A 16,865-nucleotide genomic window follows, 5' to 3' on the forward strand; every position below is an offset into this window, starting at 1 on the left:
TACTATCAATTTTTGCCTACCTCGAAACTCCAAGTTTGAAAGGCTCCGGCTGTAAGTAATGCTTCTTCAAGTTCTTTTGCATGTTGGTGGTTTTTTGCAAGTGCGAGTATGCACCCGCCCCGACCCCCACCTGTTAACTTAGCTCCGAGCGCACCTTTTTCCTTTGCGGCAGAGACTAATCGATCGATACCGGAATCGCTCACGCCTAATAGAGTGAGCTCTCGTTGCGCAGCATCCAGGGTATTCCCTAGCAAGTCAATCTCGCCAGCAATCAGTGCGCTTTTAGCTTTAAATGTATTAGCTTCAAGTGCATTAAGGGATTGTTCGGTTTTGACTGCATCAAGATTATACATTTCTTTGATGCTTTCGACTGCTCCGCGCGTATTGCCAATTCGGCCCGAATCCGCAACTACGAGATAAAATGGACCACCTATTTCTAAGGATGCGATAGAACTTCCTCGTTGAAACCAAATTGGATGGTCATTTGAAGACGCCGCCGCATCAATCCCGCTTGGATTTCCGTGTGCAAAGGTTTCGGCGATATGGACAAGTTCCTTGAGTTTCTCGTCGTTCAGTACTTGTCCAAAGTAAAGAAACAAGCCCCTCACGATAGAAATTGCAATCGCAGCACTTGAACCTAAACCACGTCCCAAAGGTATTGTTGATTCTAAACAAATTCTAAGTCCTTCTGGTTTTTGCATTAAGCATTTCATGGTTTCATTAATACAAACTGCAATTCCTTCCATACTTCCAGGTATTTCTTCGTAAGGTCCACTATAATATGGAGATTCAAATGAAATTGTTTTATTATTATTAATTTCTTCGATTGTAGCTCGTGCTTCAATCGCTGGAAACGGGAGTGCAATCGCTGGCTTACCATAGACAACCGCATGCTCGCCTATCAATATTAACTTACTATGTGCAGTGCCTACTGCAGTTTTACGAGGTATGGCAACCATACAGTAACCTCACTTTCTAAATTAGATAAATTCACATCGCACTCGTATGAAACATACGTCATCTTTGATTTTACCATTATTAATGGATTCTTCCAATCATCCTTCTTCGCATAGTCATAACTTCTTCCATACACGATACATACGATAGGGTATCCGATATTGGAAAGGAGGACTATTTTGCACTATGTCTATTATTCAACCTTGACCTCAGAACCGCAAACTACTGTGGATCCAAATCCATTCCCGCCTGTTGATCCTAAGCTTCTAAATATTTCCGCACATAAGTTTCAAGAACTAATGCAACAAGCAAATAAACTAGTTGAAAAAATTAGTACTTCTGAAGAGTTTGCCTACGAACTAATGAACGAAGCTCAGCTTTCTAATACCAAAAAGGTAGGAGAATTAATAAAATCAACAGGAATCACAATTAAAGTCGAAACTTCATTTACCCCAACCGGAATTCATATTAAATTAGATAATTCTGAAGTTCAAGGAAGGTGTTGCCAGTTAGCCATGTTACTCCATTGGTGAATTAATGAGTGATGCTTGTAAATGACTTTTAAGAGGTGTTGTAGAATGCAGATTCATGTTGTGAAAAAAGGAGAATCACTATGGGATCTATCTCACCAATTCGGCATTCCGATTGAACAAATCATTAATGTAAATCAATTGGAAACACCTGAAAAACTTGTTGTAGGTCAAGCACTAATCATCCCGACATCGACTCCAGTGACAGCTAAGCCAGTTATCGATGTGAATGCTTATACGATTAATACAGGAGAAACAGGTGCCGAAGAAATTCACACTGTCGGCAAATATTTAACCTATTGGATGCCATTCGCATATCGGATGACAGATACTGGCGGCCTGGAAGCTATTGATGATTCCGCAATGATTCAAGCAGCTATAGAGGAGCGGGTCGTTCCCGTATTATGCATTACCAATTTTAGCGCAACAGAAGCAGGTTCAACATTAGCACATACCATTCTATCAAATAATGACATTCAAGAACGTTTATTAACGAATATCGTATCGTTAATGCAAGAAAAAGGTTATCGAGGTATAAATGTTGACTTTGAAAACGTATTACCCGCGGATCGTGTACTATATAATCAATTTTTACAGCGTACTGTTGACCGCTTACATCCAGAAGGTTATTTTGTTTCTACCGCCCTTGCGCCGAAAGTTAGCGGCGAGCAAAAAGGGTTATTATATGAGGCGCATGATTACGAAGCGCATGGAAGAATTGTTGACTTTGTTGTGTTAATGACATATGAGTGGGGATATCGACTTGGTCCGCCCCAAGCCATTTCACCTCTTAATCAAATAAAACGTGTACTTGATTATGCGGTTACTGTTATTCCTAGGGACAAGATTTTTTTCGGGTTTCAAATTTATGCGCGTGATTGGGTCCTACCGCATGTACCCGGAACAGAGGCAGAGACTTTTAGTCAACAAGAAGCCGTTCGGCGCGCAGTGCAACATGATGTAGCTATTCAATTTGACGAGACAGCCCAGTCCCCTTTCTTTCGTTATGCTGATGATCAAGGTCAGACGCATGAAGTATGGTTTGAGGATGCCCGTAGCGCGCAGGCAAAGTTTGATACGGTGAAAAATTATAATTTGCGCGGGATTAGTTACTGGGTACTCGGTTATCCATACCCACAAAATTGGGCATTACTCGAAGACAATTTTATCATTCGAAAAAGAATGTAAAATGTGATTGACGGATTATAAAAATTAAACCGCCCTTAGCTTTTTTAGCCCAAGGACGGTTTATTGTTGTGCAATTAAAAGCTATTTTTCGTTAACAGTGATTCCACCGTTGTCCGATCTCAATTTAATCAAGTTCTTTCCTTCGCCAAACACAGTTTTCTCATTCTTTTTTCCGAAAACATCGATTTTGCCGTTAGCTGTTTTCACATCAATTATCCCGTTAGTCGGCATAGTTGTGGTCATAATTTCGATTCGTCCGTTATCAGTCGTTAAATCGATTTGTCGTTCCAAATCGTTTGTTACTAGCATGATCCGGCCGTTGTCTGTTTTTCCAATAATCTCGCCATTCACTTGTTCTAAAATAATTTTACCGTTATTTGATTGGACATGGGTAGAAACCGCGTCGACATTTTTCATTTCGATGTTTCCATTGTCAGTTTCAAAAGAAATATCTTTCACGTCCAAGTTTTCCGCCTTGATTTTCCCATTATTGTTTTTTGTTTTAATCAAATCATATTGTTTTTGGGGAACTTTCACCAGTAGCTCCATTTTAGAAAATGATAAATCAAAACGTAAGAAATTCCATCTATTCTCTTTAAACTTTACTGTAAGCGTTTCGTTGTTTACATCAGCATCGAAATCGAATTTTGCGTTTTTTCTTTTCTTTCCGATGTATTCGATGGTGGTAGTTGTGCTATCGGTTGGTATAATTTCCACTGAAGCATTGTCGGATAAGATATCTATAGTTGTAAATGATACATCTTTCAACACGATCTTTTTCGAATCGTCAACAAATTTATTCCACGCTTGCCAAAAGAAAGTACCTCCCAACACAATGAAAAGTATAATCAACACTCCAATAAGCAATCCCCTATTTTGTTTCATTGTCCCAACCTCCATATGAATGAATTCCTATACATCTCATTATATTTGTAAAGTGGGTCCGATTGAATGGACTTGGGAGGTGGTTTCATCTCAGCCGTTGGTCGTAGATTTCCGCTTTCTGAAAGCCAACCATAATAAGACGAAAATGATTAGCGCTACTGCTTCAAGAGAAAAAATATACCACGGATATGGACCTAAAAAATCTAGTAAGCTTCCATTTGCCGGTTTCATGCGTAAAAACATATAATTAGCATCAAAGACTTGATTTACAAAAAATATGAATGGCAGCAATATATTTAAAACAATCATCGTATTCACAATTCCTCTAAATGTTGGCCTGTATCCTTTAATCCAAGTGAAATAAAGCGCCGTCAAGATAATCCCGATATGCGTATAGAAAAAGTGGAAGTACCTAAAATGCGGAAATCCCACATCGAGAACAGGTGTTCCGATTGCCTGAATAGCCCCTCCAATACCGGCATAGAAGACGAACATATATAAGCGCCTATTCCCTGTCCATAGCAGTGCGATTGCAACCAATAAGCTTATGCTGCATAATTCAAGCGGCAACGAACTCGATAAATTCCAACGATCAGTTGTAACCATCCAAATATGATAAAAGACCTCCATAATCAATAAAGATCCCGCAAAGAGTCGTTCAATTATTCGAAGATGCACGCGCCGATGCGATAATTTCCTTTTCGATATAAACAACAGAGATACACATAAGAACAACAATACTATCGCCATTGCATGCTGAATCGAAAACATCACGAACGAAGGTTCATTTCCATTTGCCATCCTATCATCTCATTTCAATTAGACTATTTGAGATTATTATAGCATCACTCGGTCAGTGATTATGTATAGATAATCACTTAGAAGTCAATTCTAGAAGCGAAGTCAGTGATGAGATGAGGGTGAGTTAAATTTTCAGAAAAAAATCCAAACCTTCTTCCGCCCAAAAACAGTCGGCTGCTAAAGGTGAAAAAAATAATGAAGCAAACACGAAAAAGAAAGTACCAACTTCTGCGACTGATTTTATTCAGTCGGTAAGTAACGCCGTTCATAACTCATCGGATTTAATGGTTAAATCAGTGCCTCCAGAACTTACTTTCATTTACATAGATAACCTTGTGGATAACCAGACGTTGAATAATCATATCCTCCAGGACTTGTCAAAGCATGAAAATCTTTCGCCGGAAAATATACCGTCCATATTGTCAATACCGCATGTGGAATTGGCTGATGAGTTAGAGAAAGCAGTTATTTCGATGATGGACGGATCAGTGCTGATTCACCTAGAGGGTCACTCGACAGTTGTATTGGCAAATATTCCAACCAACGAAACGCGGTCGTTATCAGCGCCTGAAATGGAATCCCAGGTAATCGGTTCCCAAGTCGCCTTCAACGAAAGCCTGTCAACGAATGTCTCTTTAATTCGCAGGTATATAAAAAATCCGAATCTTTGTAATGAAAACTTACAAGTTGGAAAGCAATCGAACACATCGATTGCGATGTTATACATTAAAGGCGTTGCCTCCGATGAAATGGTCAAGACTCTGAGACAAAGGATTACCGACCTTGAAACGGATTCTGTAATGGATAGCTCGATTCTTGAACAACTGATTGACGATAACTCGTTTTCGATTTTCCCTCAAATGTTGCTAACAGAAAGACCGGACAAGGTTTGTGCTGAACTATTATTTGGTAAGATAGCGGTCATCGTAGACGGCAGTTCCATGGTAATCGTTTGCCCGCACTCATTTCTCGAGTTCTTGCAAAGTCAGGAAGATCAAAATGTACGATGGCAGATCGCTACATTTCTTAGGTTATTAAGATTTAGTGCAGTGGTGCTATCAATTTTTTTAACACCTTTATATGTCGCAGCATTAACATATCATTACGAGGTCATTCCACAAACGCTTTTAGTTCCGTTAAGTGAATCAAGAGCTTTAGTTCCTTTCCCGCCTATATTCGAAGCGCTGCTATTGGAAATAATGATAGAGTTGTTAAGGGAAGCTGGAATCAGATTACCAACAAAGGTTGGTCAAACCATCGGTATTGTTGGTGGTATAGTCATTGGAACGGCTGCCGTGGATGCAGGAATTACAAGTAATATATTAATTATCATTGTCGCTATAGGTGCATTGGCATCCTTCACAACACCAAGTTATATGATGGGGAATGTCATCAGAGTCATTAGGTTCCCGTTAATCGTTTTTGCCGGGCTTTGGGGGTTTTATGGCATTATGCTGGGGCTTTGTTTTATCCTGGTTCACCTTTTGCGCCAATCAAGTTTGGGTTCGCCGTACACAGCGCCTTTTTACCCGCCTCGGTTACTTGATTGGCGGGATAGTCTCATCAGATTGCCTTTTCCACTTGCATTTAAAAGACCTTCAAATACTAGACCGGAGGATGAAGATAAATACGAGCCTGAACCGATAAATCCTGAGAATGAACAGAAGGTGAATTAGGTGAAAACCTCCATCCAAATTGCTCCCAGAGATACGATTAATGCTTTTCTTCTTTTTTTCATCATTCATACCGCTCAAATCGGGATCGGGATACAAGGTTTTCAGCGGATTATATACGAGGACACAAAACAAGATGCGTGGATTGCTGTCCTACTAGCCGGCCTCGCTACGCATATCATCGCAATTTTCATGATTAGGACATTGGAAATGTACGGTTCAAATGACTTATACGGCATTCACCAAGATATATTCGGTAAATGGATTGGAAACATTTTTAATGTCCTATATATCCTTTACAGTTCAATCGCATTTTTTGCCGTTTTCAGGAATTACATTGAAGTCGTTCAAACTTGGGTTTTTCCAGATTTGAATACGTTGTTTCTGGCGGTTTCGTTATTATTAATCGTAATTTATACGTTTACGGGCGGTCTGCGGGTAATTGTGGGTGTTTCATTTTTTAGTTTTGTACTTGGCGTATGGCTTCTCCCGATGTTGGCATATCCGATGAAGTATATGGAACCTAGAAACCTTCTACCCATTTTAGAGGCCAATATTGGTGGAATGCTTAAAGGCATACAATCCATGACCTTTACAGTAATCGGCTTTGAAATATTATATATAATTTATCCTTTTGTAAAAGATAAAGAGAATGTGAAAAAGCATGTTCATCTTGGTTTGCTCGTGACGACCTTGATTTACTTAGCCGTTATGATGGTTACGTTGACTTACTTCACTGGGGATCAATTAAGTAAAACCATTTGGGCTACATTGTCTTTATTTAGTATTGTCAAATTTCCGTTCATTGAACGATTGGAGTATATTGTCGTATGTTTTTGGATGTTAATCATTTTACCGAACCTTTGTCTCTTTTTATGGGCTGCTTTTCGCGGAACCAGTCGACTGGTCAAAGTAAGTGCGAATAAATTCGTCTGGATATTTACTTTCTTAATTTTAACAGTAAGTGTGATTTTAAAAACACGCACTCAAATAAACATGTTTAATAATTACTACGGTCAGTTAGCATTTTATATTGTTTTTGTTTATCCGATTATCTTGTTTTGTTTTGCGGCAGTGAAAAAGAAATTACAATCACGTAAGGAGCAAATAGATTGAAAAAAAATTATGTTATTTTACTGCCGCTATTCATCTGCGTTAGTTTGTTTGGATGCGCTGAAACGAAACTCCTTGAAGAGATAGGTTTAACCACGCTAATTGGCTATGATTTGGGAGATGAGGATAATGTTGAAACGACCGCTATTGTTCGGCAAGTGAGCACTGAATTGCAAAGTAAAGTTACAATAATAACTGCCACAAACGCTACAAGTGAAGGAACCCGGTCAAAAATTAGTCGACGGGCAGCAGAGAAAATCGTGTCCGGGCAATTAAGAAGTGTCTTATTCGGAGACGAGTTAGCTAAAGAAGGAATTGGTCATTACATAGATACCTTGTTGAAAAATCCTGCTATAAGTGAAGGCTTGCTTCTGGCATTGGTTGAGGGCGAGTCGCGACCGTTACTTGAATTCGAGTACCCAGATATCGATGACATCGGAGAACATATTTATAATTTGTTAGATCAAAACATTAAAAATGAGCAGATGATTTCATCAACGCTTCATGAAGTAGCCCATGATTATTATGCGTTGGGGAAGGATATTGCGATACCCATCATAAAAAGAGATCAAGAATTGTTGGAGCTTTCCGGAATAGCTCTGTTTAATAAGGACAAAAAAATAGGTGAACTCTCTGCTGATGATAGTTTTTACGTAAAATTAAGTCGGGATGATTATCACGCCGGAACATATGAAATGAAAATTAAAGGCGATGATGTCCCTTCATCTTTATTTAAGGATCTTCCTAAAGAAATTAGTTTAGTCTTCGATCCGGTTAAAACGCAAAAAGATGTGAAGTTAATTAATCGAACAACTCCTGAATTTAATTTACACATTTCCATGCAAGCAAGATTATTAGAAATAAAGCCAACTGTTAATGCGAGTGACGAAAAAAACGCGAAGGAACTTGAAAAAGCGATTAATAATAGCCTTTCAAGTGAAATTTCAAGAGTGATTGCTTACACTCAAAAAGTTGGTTCGGACGTTTTTGGCTACGGTGAATTTTATAGAAGCTCAGTTCGTCATTCAAACCTGACCGAGGAGAAATGGCATGAAATGTATAAGGAAATGAAAGTGAATGTCAATGTTGACTTTACATTGCTTAGAAGCGGCACTTTTGACTAACTAAAGGGCGTTCAGTACCAGCAAAAACCCATAACTTGCATTATGCAAGTTATGCAGACTTCACATAGTTGCAATATGCAACTATAACACGAATCTTTCCTGCTATATATATATACTTACTTAACTTTTTCAGAAAAGAGGTGTAATGACCTCAAAACAGTCTCTCTTTCAAAGTCGTTCATACTGGATAATGACGCCTCCATGGTTGCAGCGATATTATTATTTATTATTTATTATTTCAACCAGATCTCGACCCGCTTTAGTAAGAGACAATAATAATATTCTCCGATCTTTACTGTACGGCGTTCTATTGATTAACTGCTTCTTTTCCAACGTTCCAATTTGTCTGGAGAATGTTGTTATGTCCATTCCAATAGCTTCAGCGACTGTTTGCATCGAAGGTTCATCATGCAACGAAGTTTCATATAGAATAGAGCTTTGAACGACAGTAACGCCCTCGCAACTCGATTTATGAATCTTATTCAAGTTTTTTATAAGTGCATGAAAAATTGAAATGCTTTTTCCCATTGAAGTACCCCCTCTTATATGAATATCATGAAAAAACGCGCTCAAAGTAACGAGTCGCGTTTTTTCATTCTGGTATCTCATATCGATATTTCTTTTCAGGAATATGCTTATTATACCGTACTTTGTATAATTTAAATAAATGGGTGACGACTACTTTCAGCAACGCATACCCCGGAATACCGAGAATAACCCCTGCCACACCGAATAACGAACCAGCAGTTAGTAAAACAAATATGATTGTAATCGGATGAATGCTTAACGACTTCCCCATAATTTGAGGAGAAATAAACTTACCATCTATCAATTGTACAATAGTCCAAACGACTGCGAGTTTTATCAACATAAATGGCGATGTGACAATCGCAATGATAACAGCCGGCGTTATGGCTATTAAAGGACCTAAATAAGGAACAACACTTGTAAACATGGCTATTACACCAAGAAGTAATGCATACTCCATACCAATAATGCGAAATCCAATCGACACCATTATCCCGATACAAATCGCAACAAGAATTTGTCCTTGAATATATGAACTAATTTGATGGTCGGCATCTTTCACGATAACCTCCGCATCATCCCGCATACTTGGCGGCAACATTTTGATAAAGACTTTCGGTAATTTTTCCCCGTCTTTTAATAAATAGAAAAGGATGAATGGCACTGTTACAATTGCTAATATGAAACCCGTAAGCGCACTAACAAATGAAGTTAAACCTACGGCAATTCCGCCTACCGTGTCTGTCAGAAATTTACCGACATTGTCCGGGGCGGATTCCACGATAGCCATCGCATTAATATCAAGACTTTCATAATACGAAGAAAATATGGATGTTCTCAAAAATGTATCGATGTCCAATGTTAATTTTTTAAAATACGTTGGGAAATCATCTATGAGATTATTAACCTGTGATTTTAAAAAAGGTAGAACCAGAAAAACCAGTAATGTAATGAGTCCAGCCACACCTAGAAATATTATAAGTATTCCCCAAGGACGAGGAATACGTATTTTTTCTAATAGGCGAAGTATTGGTCTTAATAAATAATAGCCGATTGATGCCAAAATAATCGGCAAGACGACCGTCGAACTAAATACCTTAATCGGGTAAAATATAAACGAAACTTCTTTGAATACCACAATGATTAACCCAATGAGTAAAATTGAAACTAAAACAAATAATGTGCTTTTTCCGCCAAGAAAACGAATAATGTTTACTTTCGAATTTTCTTCATTCACTTTTGATAGTGGCTCTTGCTTCAAATTAATCCCTCATTTCGAATCCCTCGGTTTAATCGAGTTTCATATTCAAAAACTTTGAAATCGCTTCTTTATTTTTTTCGAGATTTAATTCGATAACTGATCCTGCATGACTATATGAATTAAACGAATAGGACCCTTCAATCGGGACAGTCATTGTTTCTATATCAGCCCCACCCTTTAGCGCAAATGAAAGCGCACGAGAGATTTCATCTTTAGTTGTTAAATCGGTATGGATATAGCCTGATAATGCGCCAATGGTTTTGGGTACGTTCATAATTACTTTAGGCGTAAACGCTTCGTTCTTTATGGAAGATAATACTTCCTGTTGCCTTGCAACTCGTCCGAAGTCTCCTTCTGAATCGGCGCGGAATCGTGCATATCCCAATAGTTCTTTCCCATTTAAATGCTTTTTCCCTTTTTCTAAAGACACGCCAATTTCTTTTGACATTTCTTTTTTGACATCAATTTCAACGCCATTGGGAAATGCAATATCAACGATTGACTCAAAATTATCAAAGTCTATAATCGCATAATGATGAATCGGGATTCCAAACATCCCGGTGATTGTATCTTTCGTTAATTGCACGCCATCTAAATAATAAGCGGTGTTTAGTTTGTATGATTGATAACCTGGTATTTCCGCGTAGATATCTCTCATCAATGAAATAATGCGCATTGTCCCATCGCTTTTATTCCACGATAATACCATCATCGTATCGGACCTTGATTTCCCTCTGTCATCTTCATCGATACCCAATAATAAATAATTTTCAATTGATGAATAATTGGGATGGATGCTATCGCCTTTAAATGGACCGGGATCAATGGAATTTCCTTTTGCTATCGATTTACCCGAGTTATATTGAAAGATTGAATAAAGTCCGATGAGAATAAAAAGTACCGCGAGAATTGCAAAAATCACTCTGCCGATACGAAGTTTTCTCTTTCTGGTTCTTCTTGAGATGTTAATTTCATCATGATCTTCCACTAAAATTCCTCCAAAAATTGTTCTTTTTAAAAGGACGTATAATAATCTCTATGGTTGCATTTTGTTCCATTATCATATCATGATTACCCTTTTTGCTCTCGTTTATTGTATTAAAACGCTGTTAATATTTCGACGGTTTATTTTCTTACCACGGCATTCCCCCACTTCTAACGAAAGTGATAGTCATATACTACAAATAGACTTATCTAGAAAGGCGGTGTTATTTATGGGGTATGAACATGGTAAAGGTCATGGTTCCTCATTTGCTTTAATTGTCGTACTTTTCATCCTGTTGATTATCATTGGTGCAAGCTTCATTTATTAACCGGTTGAAAAATTATAAGGAATTCGCTCATAGGCACCTCACGTAGATTGGAGCGCTTAATACGCGCTCTTTTATTATTCCTTTGCTATAATACTTCATATAGAATTGAAAGGTGTCGAATATGAATGGTAGAAAACAAGTTTGAAAAAGCGGCGTTTGCTGGTGGCTGTTTTTGGTGCATGGTCAAGCCATTTAAAGAATGGAACGGCATACAGGATGTGGTTTCAGGATATATGGGTGGACATGTCGAGAACCCTACATATGAAGATGTGAAAAAAGGCGATTCCGGCCATTTGGAAGTCGTAGAAATTACATATGATTCAGAAATATTCTCATATGAAAAATTACTAGAGGTTTTCTGGCAACAAATTGATCCAACCGATGCAGATGGACAATTCCAGGATCGTGGCCATTCCTACTCAACCGCGATTTTTTATTATACGGACGAGCAGCGTCAAATCGCCGAACAATCTAAAGCTAAATTAGACGCAAGCGGAATGTTCGCGAAACCAATCGTCACCCCCGTTCGTCCTGCAGAAACGTTTTACCGTGCTGAAGAATATCACCAAGATTACCATGAAAAAGAAAAAGAACATTATGAGGAAGACCGTGCACGTTCCGGTCGTGATGAGTTTATAGAAAATCACTGGTCCTAAAGGAGGGAATGGCTAGTGAAATCGAAATGAATTTTCGATTTCACTAGCCATTCTTTTGATTAGATACTTTCTTTTTTATCTCCAATCATATAGGTTAATGCGAACATAACGAGATACATCGTCGTCAATATGATGAAGGTATATGTATGATTGCTTGTCCAATCAAAGACAAATGCGATGAGAAGCGGCACAATCCCTGCCATTATAAAACCGCCAGTTTGCATCATCGCTGTCCACGAATTCGTTTCGTCAGCGGTATCTGTTTCATCTAAGGGCAACAACAACGCCACAGGAAATAGCCCCCCAAGTGGAATTCCCATGATGACAGCTCCTACCCACATGAGCGGATGGAATCCAGTCCAAAATAAAATGGTTGCTAATAAGCCTGAAACTAACATGACATTAATCCAAAATTTACGTGCAGGAAATTTCTCCATCAAAAGTGGAAGAAGAATGTTTAAAAATATTTGCACGGTAGTCATGACGCTCAGTAGAGTTCCTGCTTGAAGCAATGTCATGCCGGCATTAGAAGCAATAGGTGCAAGCCACGTAATGATCGAAAAGAATAAGGATGATTGCAATCCAAAAAACAATAGGAATAACCATGCCTTACGCGTTTTCCACGGGGACTTCCCTTTTTCCTTCACTTGCACAGCCACGGAAACAGTTTGACGCACTTCCAGATTTTCTTTTATCATAAAGAACCAAGAGGCCAGCCCAATAATCACTAACAACGCCCATATGCTAAGTGCAAAAAAGTATGATCCCGTCACTTCATAAAATAGTCCCGTCAGTCCCGCACTTGCAGCGGAACCGGCTCCCATTCCGAAAGAATAAACGCCGATGACAGAGGCGGCGCGGTCCGGAAAATGTTGTTTGATCATCGCGGATAGAAGAGGACCAATAACCGCGATACAAATACCGATAATAAATGCAGTTCCAATCAGAATCGGAAATCCAGAAACAAATCCTCTCAAAGCTGTCATTGCTCCGATAAGGATTAGCATGATGTACATGGTATGCTTTAGCCCAAATTGACGATTAAAAATAGGTGCTAGCGTAGCAAAAACACCCATACAGATAACGGGAATCGCCGTTAGTAAACTAACGTGAACGTTCGTTAAAGACAATTGCTCACGGATTGTTTCAAGCATCGGGCCAATTGATGTAATCGCTGGGCGAAGGTTTATTGAAATCGCGAATATTGTAAATAGAATAAGTATTGAACGTTGCTTTTTTAATTGAGTAGACAAAAGACATTTTCCTTTCTTTAGCATATAAATTATTGGAAATGATTGCTTTACAGATTCCATTCTGAAACCATTTCGTGTTATACTAGCAGTATTGTGAATTTTAGGAGGATATCAATGATAGCAGTAAATAATGTGAGTCTTCAATTCGGAGATCGCAAACTCTTTGAAGACGTTAATATACAGTTCAACCCTGGGCATTGCTACGGATTAATTGGCGCAAATGGTGCAGGAAAGTCAACATTCATTAAAGTTTTGTCGGGTGAACTTGATCCGCAATCAGGAAATGTAATTATGAATCCTAATGAGCGCCTCGCTATCCTTAAACAAAACCATTTTGAATATGAGGAAAATGAAGTACTGGAAACAGTCATTATGGGACACAAACACCTCTATGACATTATGAATGAAAAGAACGCAATTTACATGAAAGAAGACTTTTCAGATGAGGATGGAATGCGCGCAGCTGAACTCGAGGGCGAGTTTGCAGATTTAAACGGTTGGGAAGCTGAATCAGAAGCAGCAATCCTTTTACAGGGTCTTGGTATCGGTGAAGACTTGCATCATGCGAAAATGGCCGAGCTAAAAGGGGCCGATAAAGTTAAGGTTCTACTTGCTCAAGCTTTATTTGGCAAACCAGATGTTTTACTTCTCGATGAGCCTACGAACCATCTAGACATTCAAGCCATTCATTGGTTGGAAGAGTTCTTGATCAATTTCGATAACACAGTCATCGTGGTTTCCCATGACCGACATTTCCTGAATAACGTTTGTACGCAAATTGCGGATTTGGATTTCGGTAAAATACAAATTTATCCTGGTAACTATGAATTTTGGTACGAATCGAGTCAACTTGCATTGAGAATGGCTCAAGACCAAAACAAGAAAAAAGAAGAGAAGATTAAAGAACTTGAAGCCTTTATTGCACGATTTAGCGCAAATGCTTCTAAATCTCGACAAGCGACATCACGTAAGAAAACGTTAGATAAAATTGAACTGGATGATATTCGTCCTTCATCAAGACGTTATCCTTATGTAAATTTCCAAATGGGACGTGAAATTGGAAATGATGTTCTCACGGTTAGAGATGTATCGATAACAGTTGACGGGAATAAAATGATAGATAATGCATCGTTTATTATCGGAAGAGAAGATAAAGTTATTCTTCTTGGAAACCCGCTTGCAAAATCTGCGCTTTTAGATGTTCTAGCAGAAGAAACAGAACCGGACTCCGGCACTATCAAATGGGGCGTCACGACAACGCGTGCTTACTTCCCTATCGAAAACAATAAATACTTCCAGGGCTCGGAAAATTCCTTAGTTGAGTGGTTACGCCAATACTCTCCGGAAGATCAAACAGAAACATTTTTACGCGGTTTCCTTGGCCGTATGCTCTTCTCTGGTGAAGAAGTTAATAAAAAACCATCTGTTCTTTCCGGGGGCGAAAAAGTTCGCTGCATGTTATCAAAAATGATGCTTACAAGCGCGAACGTGCTACTTCTAGATGAACCAACAAACCACTTAGATTTAGAGTCGATTCAAGCATTGAATGATGGTTTAATCGCATTTAAAGGTTCAATGATCTTTACATCACATGACCACCAGTTCATTCAAACAATTGCAAACCGAATCATTGAAATTAATGATGATGGAACAATTACCGATAAGCTTATGACTTACAACGAATACTTGGAATGGAAAAACAAAAAATAAATAACATGAAAAACGTCCTTTTACACAAAAAGGACGTTTTTTTATGATTTAAAGTCCATTATCGGTGGTATACTATCTGTAAAAAAGGAGTGATCGAGATGAGGAAAATCAAGCTATTGGTAATGCTTTTTTCTGCACTGTTCTTAGTTGTTGGCTGCACGCAAAAAAATGCCGTTGATCCTCCAGTTGATAATAATACCAATCAAGACGCTGATGAAGAAGAGAAAGTAGAGGATCAAACTGCTGATGAAGAGGAAGAAAAAGAAAATGTAGAGGTATCAATGATAAATTACTTTTTGCCCGATGGTTCGACTGCACACTATGAAGGCGATGGAAATGAATTTGCCGAACTAAATATTAGAGTCACCCATCTTGACGGCAAATACGTGGTGATAGATGAAGATAACGGCGGAGCTACAATGCGAAAAATATACCAAGTCGAAAATGATAAAATCGAAACACTGTCCGAGGATGTCATTGATTATGATGAGCCATTACCATCGCAAGAAGCAATTAGTAATTTAACTGCAAAAGAAATATATTTACAAAAACCTTTTGAAGTAGGAACTACATTTAACGAATGGACAATTGTCGAGACTGACGCAACAGTTGACACGCCCTACCAAAACTTTGAACAGGTATTAGTCATTGAAATGAAAGAAAACGATTTTACAAATCGAAAATACTTTGCAGAAGGTTATGGAGAAATCAAAAGAGAGGCAGTCATGATAACTGAAGATGAGGAAGATTTTATTGTGACATCGACTTTGGAATCAGTTGATAAGTAATTAAGTACCAGCAGTGACGACCCGCTCGTTGCGAGAATAAACAGGTGCGATACCGGAATAACGTAGCTCGTTACAGGAGCAAATAGCTGCGATACGGGAACAAAAACGTCGCATCAGTCCGATACGAGAATAAACGTTGGAGCAACGAGAGCAAACCGCGACGCAACGAGAATAATTTTATGGTTTCCTAAGCAATGAAAAAGAGGCATCCTCTTGTGGGAGGATGCCTCTTCCAATACTCAGATTAAACTAATTTTACAACGTTCGCAGCTTGTGGGCCACGGTCACCTTCAACAACTTCAAATTCAACTTGTTGACCTTCGTCAAGTGATTTGAACCCTTCTCCTTCGATTGCTGAGAAGTGTACAAATACGTCGTCTTCGTTTTCAACTTCGATGAAGCCGAAACCTTTCTCTGCGTTAAACCATTTTACTGTACCTTGTTTCATGTTTAATACCCTCCAAATAATAAATACTTATAATACGGAACTTTCCTAAATAGAAAAATTCACATATTACAAAAAGTACCGTAAACGCCGATCACTTTTTGTAATATGTGAATACGTTAGTCGGGTGTTCCCTGCTTTTATTATTGTATCTATTATAACATTGTTAATAAATATGTCAATTAGAAAAAACGAATTATTCTAATTACTATTTCCACTTACTATATGGTCTTCCCTCAAACAATAAAATAATTCCATGATAAATTTGTAAATCATCACTGCATGCCTCGCAACTTAGTTTTTCGTTCTCTGACCAAAAAGCAAAAAAACAATTCTTTTTCACAGATTCATTTTTATATTTCACACGAAGATTCGACAATGTTTCTTCTAGGAAATTCATGGCATGACATTCATCAAAAAATGTTTGCCTCGAAAGAACCTCTTCTTCCCAACCTTCGAACATCCACCAAGGTTCAAAATCTGCTTTCATATAGATTACTTCATACATAGTCTGTTCCCCCAATTTTGGAGATAATATCTCAATTTAATAGGCCCATTCAAGAACGTCTTTAATTTTAGCAAATTGAGTATCAAAGTCCATTTTATTGCTTATAAACAATCAAAAGGAATGTGACCAAGA

General features: G+C 38.4%; 18 protein-coding genes. 9 read left to right on the forward strand and 9 right to left on the reverse strand.

Annotation, left to right across the window (positions count from 1 at the left end; translation table 11 throughout):
* Positions 1-5: 5 nt before the first annotated feature.
* Complete coding sequence (mvk, locus tag JSQ81_RS01855; protein WP_212606051.1) at positions 6-959, reverse strand: mevalonate kinase; 954 nt, start codon at positions 957-959, stop codon at positions 6-8.
* Positions 960-1,136: 177 nt separating this feature from the next.
* On the opposite strand from mvk, the gene JSQ81_RS01860 reads away from it, so the two are divergent.
* A complete protein-coding gene (locus JSQ81_RS01860; protein ID WP_249336605.1) occupies positions 1,137-1,490 on the forward strand; it encodes a YuzC family spore coat inner layer protein in 354 nt (117 codons plus the stop codon).
* Between the two features lie 45 nt (positions 1,491-1,535).
* The gene (locus JSQ81_RS01865; RefSeq protein ID WP_212606052.1) at positions 1,536-2,675 is read left to right on the forward strand and encodes a glycoside hydrolase family 18 protein; all 1,140 of its coding nucleotides are present in this window, start codon (positions 1,536-1,538) and stop codon (positions 2,673-2,675) included.
* A gap of 81 nt (positions 2,676-2,756) precedes the next feature.
* Here JSQ81_RS01865 and JSQ81_RS01870 read toward each other — a convergent pair whose 3' ends face one another.
* Together JSQ81_RS01870 and JSQ81_RS01875 are read right to left on the reverse strand one after the other, a co-directional pair.
* Positions 2,757-3,560, reverse strand: a complete 804-nt coding sequence (locus JSQ81_RS01870; protein ID WP_212606053.1) for a DUF4097 family beta strand repeat-containing protein — start codon at positions 3,558-3,560, stop codon at positions 2,757-2,759.
* A 90-nt stretch (positions 3,561-3,650) separates the two neighbouring features.
* The gene (locus tag JSQ81_RS01875) at positions 3,651-4,361 is read right to left on the reverse strand and encodes a YwaF family protein (protein WP_212606054.1); all 711 of its coding nucleotides are present in this window, start codon (positions 4,359-4,361) and stop codon (positions 3,651-3,653) included.
* A gap of 128 nt (positions 4,362-4,489) precedes the next feature.
* On the opposite strand from JSQ81_RS01875, the gene JSQ81_RS01880 reads away from it, so the two are divergent.
* From JSQ81_RS01880 to JSQ81_RS01890, 3 genes are read left to right on the forward strand one after another with little or no spacing between them, the layout of a single operon-like run.
* A complete protein-coding gene (locus JSQ81_RS01880; protein WP_212607512.1) occupies positions 4,490-6,037 on the forward strand; it encodes a spore germination protein in 1,548 nt (515 codons plus the stop codon).
* Positions 6,038-7,150, forward strand: coding sequence for a GerAB/ArcD/ProY family transporter (locus JSQ81_RS01885; RefSeq protein ID WP_212606055.1), 1,113 nt, complete (start codon positions 6,038-6,040; stop codon positions 7,148-7,150).
* Positions 7,147-8,271: a Ger(x)C family spore germination protein gene (locus JSQ81_RS01890; RefSeq protein WP_212606056.1), complete on the forward strand. Its 1,125-nt coding sequence runs from the start codon at positions 7,147-7,149 to the stop codon at positions 8,269-8,271. The genes JSQ81_RS01885 and JSQ81_RS01890 overlap by 4 nt, the downstream gene beginning before the upstream one ends.
* Positions 8,272-8,490: 219 nt before the next feature.
* On the opposite strand, the gene JSQ81_RS01895 is transcribed toward JSQ81_RS01890, so the two are convergent.
* The 3 genes from JSQ81_RS01895 to JSQ81_RS01905 form a co-directional block, all read right to left on the reverse strand.
* Positions 8,491-8,799 carry a MarR family winged helix-turn-helix transcriptional regulator gene (locus JSQ81_RS01895; protein WP_249336606.1) on the reverse strand — a complete coding sequence of 103 codons (309 nt, stop codon included), beginning with the start codon at positions 8,797-8,799 and terminating at the stop codon, positions 8,491-8,493.
* A gap of 64 nt (positions 8,800-8,863) precedes the next feature.
* Positions 8,864-10,060, reverse strand: a complete 1,197-nt coding sequence (locus tag JSQ81_RS01900) for an AI-2E family transporter (RefSeq protein WP_249336607.1) — start codon at positions 10,058-10,060, stop codon at positions 8,864-8,866.
* A gap of 28 nt (positions 10,061-10,088) precedes the next feature.
* Positions 10,089-11,048 (reverse strand): LCP family protein, encoded by a 960-nt coding sequence (locus tag JSQ81_RS01905; protein ID WP_212606057.1) that lies wholly within the window; start codon positions 11,046-11,048, stop codon positions 10,089-10,091.
* 226 nt (positions 11,049-11,274) lie between these two features.
* On the opposite strand from JSQ81_RS01905, the gene JSQ81_RS01910 reads away from it, so the two are divergent.
* Both JSQ81_RS01910 and msrA read left to right on the forward strand, forming a co-directional pair.
* Positions 11,275-11,373 (forward strand): YjcZ family sporulation protein, encoded by a 99-nt coding sequence (locus JSQ81_RS01910; protein WP_212606058.1) that lies wholly within the window; start codon positions 11,275-11,277, stop codon positions 11,371-11,373.
* Between the two features lie 125 nt (positions 11,374-11,498).
* On the forward strand, positions 11,499-12,029 hold the full coding sequence (gene msrA, locus JSQ81_RS01915) for a peptide-methionine (S)-S-oxide reductase MsrA (protein ID WP_212606059.1): 531 nt from the start codon (positions 11,499-11,501) through the stop codon (positions 12,027-12,029).
* 59 nt (positions 12,030-12,088) lie between these two features.
* Here msrA and JSQ81_RS01920 read toward each other — a convergent pair whose 3' ends face one another.
* Positions 12,089-13,282 carry an MFS transporter gene (locus JSQ81_RS01920; RefSeq protein WP_249336608.1) on the reverse strand — a complete coding sequence of 398 codons (1,194 nt, stop codon included), beginning with the start codon at positions 13,280-13,282 and terminating at the stop codon, positions 12,089-12,091.
* Positions 13,283-13,396: 114 nt separating this feature from the next.
* Here JSQ81_RS01920 and JSQ81_RS01925 point away from each other — a divergent pair, with 114 nt between their 5' ends.
* A complete protein-coding gene (locus tag JSQ81_RS01925) occupies positions 13,397-14,992 on the forward strand; it encodes an ABC-F family ATP-binding cassette domain-containing protein (RefSeq protein WP_212606060.1) in 1,596 nt (531 codons plus the stop codon).
* Between the two features lie 98 nt (positions 14,993-15,090).
* Positions 15,091-15,780, forward strand: coding sequence for a hypothetical protein (locus JSQ81_RS01930; RefSeq protein WP_212606061.1), 690 nt, complete (start codon positions 15,091-15,093; stop codon positions 15,778-15,780).
* 244 nt (positions 15,781-16,024) lie between these two features.
* Here the strand turns inward: JSQ81_RS01930 and JSQ81_RS01935 are convergent, their stop codons facing one another.
* A complete protein-coding gene (locus JSQ81_RS01935; RefSeq protein WP_075527843.1) occupies positions 16,025-16,228 on the reverse strand; it encodes a cold-shock protein in 204 nt (67 codons plus the stop codon).
* Positions 16,229-16,433: 205 nt separating this feature from the next.
* The gene (locus JSQ81_RS01940; RefSeq protein ID WP_212606062.1) at positions 16,434-16,733 is read right to left on the reverse strand and encodes a DUF1033 family protein; all 300 of its coding nucleotides are present in this window, start codon (positions 16,731-16,733) and stop codon (positions 16,434-16,436) included.
* Positions 16,734-16,865: the final 132 nt, after the last annotated feature.

The sequence above is a fragment of the Sporosarcina sp. Marseille-Q4063 genome, assembly GCF_018309085.1.
Taxonomy (GTDB): domain Bacteria; phylum Bacillota; class Bacilli; order Bacillales_A; family Planococcaceae; genus Sporosarcina.